The sequence below is a fragment of the Candidatus Nitrosarchaeum limnium BG20 genome (genome assembly GCF_000241145.1).
GTDB classification, from domain to species: domain Archaea; phylum Thermoproteota; class Nitrososphaeria; order Nitrososphaerales; family Nitrosopumilaceae; genus Nitrosarchaeum; species Nitrosarchaeum limnae.
The window spans coordinates 1-6,563 of the sequence record NZ_AHJG01000299.1 but is presented as its reverse complement, the minus strand read 5'-3'; the positions used below and the strand labels follow the sequence as shown (position 1 = coordinate 6,563).

10 protein-coding genes are annotated in these 6,563 nt (G+C 33.7%); 8 read left to right on the top strand and 2 right to left on the bottom strand.

What is annotated here, in order from left to right:
- Positions 1–50: 50 nt before the first annotated feature.
- Complete coding sequence (locus BG20_RS10735) at positions 51–1,142, top strand: site-specific integrase (RefSeq protein ID WP_010195158.1); 1,092 nt, start codon at positions 51–53, stop codon at positions 1,140–1,142.
- On the opposite strand, the gene BG20_RS10730 is transcribed toward BG20_RS10735, so the two are convergent.
- Positions 1,105–1,878 (bottom strand): hypothetical protein, encoded by a 774-nt coding sequence (locus tag BG20_RS10730; RefSeq protein ID WP_010195157.1) that lies wholly within the window; start codon positions 1,876–1,878, stop codon positions 1,105–1,107. The two genes, BG20_RS10735 and BG20_RS10730, sit on opposite strands and share 38 nt — an antisense overlap.
- Before the next feature lie 16 nt (positions 1,879–1,894).
- Between BG20_RS10730 and BG20_RS12495 the strand changes: the two genes are divergently transcribed.
- The 6 genes from BG20_RS12495 to BG20_RS10705 all read left to right on the top strand — a co-directional run bounded on the left by BG20_RS12495 (position 1,895) and on the right by BG20_RS10705 (position 5,747).
- Positions 1,895–2,053, top strand: coding sequence for a DUF7557 family protein (locus tag BG20_RS12495; RefSeq protein WP_157999295.1), 159 nt, complete (start codon positions 1,895–1,897; stop codon positions 2,051–2,053).
- 140 nt (positions 2,054–2,193) lie between these two features.
- Positions 2,194–3,723: a hypothetical protein gene (locus BG20_RS10725; protein ID WP_048097246.1), complete on the top strand. Its 1,530-nt coding sequence runs from the start codon at positions 2,194–2,196 to the stop codon at positions 3,721–3,723.
- Entirely contained in the window at positions 3,724–3,948 is a 225-nt protein-coding gene (locus BG20_RS10720) for a hypothetical protein (RefSeq protein WP_010195155.1), read from the top strand. It abuts the gene before it with no gap.
- Entirely contained in the window at positions 3,945–4,793 is an 849-nt protein-coding gene (locus BG20_RS10715) for a terminase large subunit (RefSeq protein ID WP_010195152.1), read from the top strand. Before BG20_RS10720 ends, BG20_RS10715 begins: the two co-directional genes overlap by 4 nt.
- 1 nt (position 4,794) lies before the next feature.
- Positions 4,795–5,463: a phage terminase large subunit family protein gene (locus BG20_RS10710; RefSeq protein ID WP_048097245.1), complete on the top strand. Its 669-nt coding sequence runs from the start codon at positions 4,795–4,797 to the stop codon at positions 5,461–5,463.
- Positions 5,460–5,747 carry a hypothetical protein gene (locus BG20_RS10705; protein WP_010195148.1) on the top strand — a complete coding sequence of 96 codons (288 nt, stop codon included), beginning with the start codon at positions 5,460–5,462 and terminating at the stop codon, positions 5,745–5,747. The genes BG20_RS10710 and BG20_RS10705 overlap by 4 nt, the downstream gene beginning before the upstream one ends.
- Positions 5,748–5,750: 3 nt before the next feature.
- Here BG20_RS10705 and BG20_RS10700 read toward each other — a convergent pair whose 3' ends face one another.
- Positions 5,751–6,305: a hypothetical protein gene (locus BG20_RS10700; RefSeq protein ID WP_238527616.1), complete on the bottom strand. Its 555-nt coding sequence runs from the start codon at positions 6,303–6,305 to the stop codon at positions 5,751–5,753.
- Between the two features lie 48 nt (positions 6,306–6,353).
- On the opposite strand from BG20_RS10700, the gene BG20_RS10695 reads away from it, so the two are divergent.
- A partial coding sequence (locus BG20_RS10695; RefSeq protein WP_010195144.1) for a hypothetical protein occupies positions 6,354–6,563 on the top strand: 210 nt, incomplete at its 3' end.

Below are 6,563 nucleotides of genomic sequence, written 5' to 3'. Positions count from 1 at the left end.
AAATCCATTGATAAGTTCTACTTTATAGGCGATAATAAGTATTAGTTTGCATGACATCATTTCTGGTGGAAAAGAAAAACAGAAAATCATTTGAGGACAAGGTTAGCAAGCTATCCATCAAGACACGACAAAACATAGAGGCTTCTAAAAATTCCTTTAACAGGTTCTGTCAAGATTACTATGATGGTAGAACAATCGATGACATATTCAAAGAACTTGGAACTCTAAATGGCCAAGAACAAACAGAGGCAATCAGAGATACGCTTCAATCATGGATTGACTGGCAGTATCAAAATGGGTCATTGACTAGTTCAATCAAGCAATACATTTCAAAAATCAGCAGGGTGTTTTCTCACAACGGAATCAAGATTCATTCAGATGACTTTGATGAACCACTAGAATACAAGCCCACAACCAAAGAAGAATTACACGAACTAACATTAGAGGAAATACAGAAAATATTTGCAGTTTCATTGCCAAGAAGAACAGGATTTTACCTTGCACTAATATCCACAGGTGCAAGACCTGGAGAACTATTACAGGTAAGAAAGAAAGACATTGATACGACTCAAAAAAGAGTCAAGATTAGAATCGAGGCAGAGAACGTAAAGACCAGATCAGGTCGTTCCGTCTGGCTCACAAGAGAGGCATCAAAGCTATTGTTAACTAGACTAAAGGACCTAAGCGATAACGATTTGATATGGGCTACTAATGAAAACCCAGCTCATGCAGAAAAAGCAGAATCTACAATGTTTAACAAGTATACTACCGAAGCTGGATTTACACAAAAGTACAAGTCAAATGGATTTAGAATGATTACCCTGTATTCTTTCAGGTCTTTCTTTTTTGGTAAAGCTTCAGATGTTCATAGGGAAGGATACGCTCATAGGATGACAGGTCATGGAGGATATTTGCCACAATACGACAGGATGTCAGATGAAAAAAGACTGGAATGGTTCCTGAAGCTCGAACCGTCGTTAACAATAGATGCAGTGGAAAGACAAAAAATAATGATTCATCAATTAGAACAAGAAAAATTAGAAATGAAAAAACAAATTCCTTCTCTAGTAAACGAAGCAGTTGAAAGACTGAAAAAGGAGATGACTATTCAGGGATGGAATCCTTATCAAAACGCCCTTTAGAAAAATGCAGTAATTTAGGATTAGAATAATACACATCTTCTTTTGTTTCATGTCCACATTCAGCACAATACGAAATTCCATCTTTTACAATTACTTTTGACAAATGATTGTTCTCAAAACATTTTCCCATACATAACTTATGAGAAAGAAAATACATTATGAGTTTATTTGCAGGTTCAACTGTAAGATCAGAGATGGACATTGAACGTTTTTTAATAATACAATCTTTCATAAGTTCATCAGTTAACGTGAATCTTTGCTCAACAAAACTAGCTATTTGTTTTTGAACTCGTATATCCAATGAAGGATAAGGATCACAATATTTTTCAAAGTGTTGCTTTAAATTTTTGTGTAAATCGTTAAAAATATTAAATCGGTCAGTCAAAAATAAAAATTCTAGATAAACTATTGCTCTGTTTCTTTTAAGAGAATAAAATTTTTGATTATTAATATGACGAATCCTTTTTTCAGATATTATTTTTCTTTTCAATAAAATAGGCATTACATGATACAAGGTATTTGTATGAATACCAGATTTATCAAGAATTCCGCTAACGTTTAATTTCTTGTGATTATCTAATGCCAAGAGAACTTTCTTTATGGAAGTTCGTAGTCGGATTTCTTTTTTTGATAAAGGTACATCTTCAAGATTGGAAAAATCTTCATTACTATCAATTGCTTTTTGATATGCCCCATACTGCTCTAATTTATTCGGGTTTTCTACGAAACTTGGCATATTCCCTATAGTTAGTATGTATAGAAAAACATTACATGAGAAAAGAACTACAATAGTTCTTCAAAAACAAACCCGTGATAGACTTGCGAGTTTAGCAAAAAAAGATCAGACCTTTGACGAAGTGGTCCGATTACTAATTGAAGAAAAGGAGGGGAAAGTTGAATCTAATCCTTGAGATGCTCTGTCCAAACTGTAGCTGCAGTAACTGTAGCAAACATGAAGACAAGATTCAGAAACATGATACTGTAACAGGTTTAGATTTTGAAATCCGTTGTATTTGTAAAAAACATTCCAAAATAAACGAGGTTGTAGAGTATGACTAAATTTGATTGCTCTACATGTGACATTATCGTAGACAGTAACGATGAAGAACAAATGCAATATTGCAAAAGCCATAATCATGAGCATTTGATAATGCCAAGTGAAGAAAATGGAGAAGCACAAGCAGTACTAACACATGATGAATATCAAAAGGAGTTATTAGAAAACAAAAACTATCTGATAGAAGTAATTGAAAAAGAGTTTCCAAACCGTAGCTTTGCAGTAACTGCTGCATTATCAGTAAAAGCTCAACAGATGATCTTTGGAATAACACAGGTTTTCACAATGATACTGATGGGAAATCCATCAAGTTACAAGTCAACCATTCTTGAGATAGTAAGTGTACTTCCTCATTGTTATGTATCAGATGCATTTACACCGAAATCCTTTGTATCACATTCAGCAAATTCCAAGAAAAATGAACTAGGAAAAGTAGATTTGCTTCCAAGAATAAGACATCAAACACTCATAACATCTGAGCTTGCTCCATTATTTTCTGGAAATCCAGATCAGTTGCTGGAATATTTCGGAATGCTTACTCGCATCTTAGACGGCAGAGGCTTTCAATCAGATTCTGGAGTTCATGGACGTCGTGGATACACTGGAGATTTTTCATTTATGTGGCTAGGTGCAGTTGTAGAGATTCCACACAGAGTATGGAAATTACTAGGAAATCTAGGCGCAAAAATGTATTTTTTAAGACTACCAAACGACACGGATTCAACAACTGAAAAAAAGAGAAAGATCAAGCAGATTCTCAAAGATGAATCATACACAAAGAAAGTTGAATCAGCAAAGACTGCTATTACACGATTTTGGAACGTAATAGAAAAAAATCCACAACTGAATGAAGGAAAAATAATTTGGGACAAGGAACGTGATGATGACAGCACAATCAACAAAATAATTGATTTAGCAATTGTGCTTGCAAAGCTAAGGGGTACAATCCCAACATGGTTTACTAGTAATCCAGATTCAGGAGGTACAAATTATAACTATGAAACTCCTATTATTGAGCAACCAAACAGAGCAAGTAATGCACTCTATAATTTAGCAAGAGGACATGCAGTGTTATGTGGACGCAACTACATTACAGATGATGATTTAGCAGTAGTTGTTGCAGTTACACTCTCTAGTGCATCACGAGATCGTGTTGAATTGTTTAAGAGGTTACTAGATTGTAATGGTAAACAAAATACTGAGCAGTTTATGGAATCTGCCAAGGTATCAAGATCAACTGCACTAAAAGAAATGAAATCGCTTGTAATTTTAGAATTAGTAGACATGTATGATGAACAATTAGAGACAAAACCTGTGAAAACCATAAAACTAAAAGACGAATATCATTGGTTTTTGTCTTTAGAATTCAAAAAATACATGAGAGAGTTTGATGCAACACTCAACCCTGAAAATTCTAAATTATCTCAGAAAGAAAATTTAGAAAAAAACACCCTGAGCAACACACTTGACGAACATTTTGAAGACACCCCCTCTACTGATTTACCTACAGGAGGTATTGCGTAGTTGGGCAGATCCTGGAATGAGAGAGGGACATATGGCAACATCATCAAGAACTTGATCAAAACTCAAGTAATCAAATACGAATTAGAAAAAGACAGAATCAAAGCTACAAAGATTTCTCAAAACATCGGGTATCTTGTTCAGGTTCAAAGTGGACTAATCAAAGATGCAGAAGCATCTACCCTTGAAAAAAGAATAGAGGAATTAGAGAGGAGGATGAAGGTTTGAGCCTAAAGCGACGACTAGAATTACTTGAAAAGAAGGCAAATTACCTCGATTCAGGCGTAAAAATCCCACAAGATTTCAAGAAATTCAATGAACTCATTGGATTGCCAATAAGCAAGATTCCCCCTTTCAAGGAACTACCAATATTTGGATATGAAATGGACATCATATCTAACATTGAAACCCATAGAGATTATGCATTAAACAAAGCAAGAGGAATTGGTGCAACTGAAATTATTTTACGGTGGATTTTATTTCGTGCGGTTCAAAATAAAATTCCAGGAAGAAAATTTCTCATTGTGACTGGAATCAGATTGGGTTTGGCAAGAGATCACATCAAAAGAATGATCAACTTGTGTTACAACATTCCAGGAATCATAAAACAGTCTTCACAATACAACATTACAATAAACAATTCAGAGGTAATTGCAATTCCTGCAAATCCTGCGGCTATTCGTGGATATGAAAATGTAGAAGTGATATTTGCAGATGAAGCTGCACATTGGGATTTATTAGATGATGATCCAGTACTAGAGGCAATTGAGCCACATAGAACAAAGTCAAATGCCCATGTAATTGTAGTATCTACACCAAATGGAAGAAGAGGATTCTTTGCAAAAATATTTCATAATTCAGAATCAAAGTATTACAAGGATGTAAAACCTTGGATAATTTCAGAAGGATTGTTAATTGATAGAGTAGAAGTTGAAAAGGTACAAAAAGAAGACTATTACAGATTTGAACAGGAATACAACTGTCAATTTCTAACTGTAAGATATGCAGCATTTCCTCCAGAAGTTCTTGCCATATTACAATCAAACAGTATGGAGTATCAACTAAGTGATTAAGATGATTGTTGCAGGATTAGATGTTGCATTTTCAAATGATTTCATGGCTTTAGTAATCATAGAACAAGGTGGTGATGATAAAATTAGATTGAGAAGCTTGGATACATGGAGAAAGATGGACTGGCACTTGTGGAAAGAATCCATGAAAGAAAAGCAATCAAAGTTCAATATCGATGAGATTTACGTTGATCATACAAATAACCAAAGTGTGGTTATGGAATTACAGGAACTTGGAATGAAAGTACAAGGAGTATCATTTTCAAATTCATCCAAAAATGATATGATTCGAAATGCCACCAAACTAATGGTTATAGGAGAATTGATTATGCCTGAAATTACACGAATTCATTCCAAAAAACAGCAAAAACTAGCCTCAGAGTTACTGTTGCAGCTTCAGGAACAGGAGATAAAACATGATTCCGTACATCCAAAATTGATGCACCCAAAAGGGAGACATGATGATCTTCTATGGGCTTTGTGTCTTGCTTTGTATGGAATTAAAATAAACAATCAAGGAATTTCAGTGATTAGTTCTATAGAATATTCTGATTATGAAGAACCTAAAGAAGACATTGTTAGAAATATCCTTAATAGACTCCAAGGTTCTGGAATTACGATTACGGATGCAAAAATATATTTTCCAAATAAAAACAGAGTTGATTTATTATGATATTTGATGACTTGGATGAAAAATTAGTAGATTTTCTGGAGACGTTAACATTTCCCACAGTAAATAACAGAGTTCTCTCATATCCTGCAGATCATAAAATGTTAATCAATAATTTTCGAAAACTACTTCAGCAAAATGTGTATTATAATCCAGATAGGTTAAAAGAATGGTTACATTTTCATCAGCAAGAAAATCAATTACAAGATAATGTAATTGACAATATTTGTAGATTAGCAGACTATACAAAAATTGATTTTTATGAGATTAATGAATTTCGTGTATAAAAGTTAGGAGATAGTTTTTCCAGGAGCACTGTTGATAAATTTGTCATGATTACGTTGTAGTACTATCCAATAAAATCCTACAAAGATTCCTCCAAAAACATCAAGTAAAATTTGCTTTGGTAAATCTGCTTCAGACACTGTAGATAACAATACAACGTGAATTGCTATTAGAATTGCAGAAAATAATGCAACTATGGTCCACCAATTCTCCACATTTAGAAATGGAACTTTACCCAGAGTCCAAGATTTTGGAATAACTTCATCAGCATCAAATTTCAAGAATTCTTTTTCTATATTTGAAATAATTCCCATATTTCTAACAAACCAGCTATTTGCAATTAATGAGGAAACAATACCTGCAAAACTGAAAATAGTCATAATAAACAAAAAACCAAAAGTTCCAATATGTTCAATAGTTAAGCCCAATCCAGCAAATAACGCAGTATACGCAGCAAAAACCTTCCACAGAGAATCTTCAGCTCTAGTTACATTATCCCAGCAACTACCATACATCTTTAGTAAGAAATCTTTACGGTCAGGATCCATAGCCAAGGTCAACAAAGATTCAATCCATATTTATAAAAATTCATGCATGCATGAAATATCATGATTCGTTTAGAAGAATTGGGAATAGGCATAAATTTTACAAAAATTAAGGTCGATACTAGTAAACTAGAATCATTAGCATCTTCATTAGTAGAATTAAAAGTAAAACACAAAGGATTTGATTGGGTGGACGATAATTATTGGTTATCTAAAAAAGAGCCAGATGAATCAGTTTCCCAATTTTTTACTTTAGGTAATTCTATTAATTTC

What these genes read in the sequence shown, in the direction of transcription:
- BG20_RS10735 (WP_010195158.1), top strand. Translation starts at nt 51, where the DNA reads ATGACATCATTTCTGGTGGAAAAGAAAAACAGAAAATCATTTGAGGAC.
- BG20_RS10730 (WP_010195157.1), bottom strand. Translation starts at nt 1,878, where the DNA reads ATGCCAAGTTTCGTAGAAAACCCGAATAAATTAGAGCAGTATGGGGCA.
- BG20_RS12495 (WP_157999295.1), top strand. Translation starts at nt 1,895, where the DNA reads ATGTATAGAAAAACATTACATGAGAAAAGAACTACAATAGTTCTTCAA.
- BG20_RS10725 (WP_048097246.1), top strand. Translation starts at nt 2,194, where the DNA reads ATGACTAAATTTGATTGCTCTACATGTGACATTATCGTAGACAGTAAC.
- BG20_RS10710 (WP_048097245.1), top strand. Translation starts at nt 4,795, where the DNA reads ATGATTGTTGCAGGATTAGATGTTGCATTTTCAAATGATTTCATGGCT.
- BG20_RS10705 (WP_010195148.1), top strand. Translation starts at nt 5,460, where the DNA reads ATGATATTTGATGACTTGGATGAAAAATTAGTAGATTTTCTGGAGACG.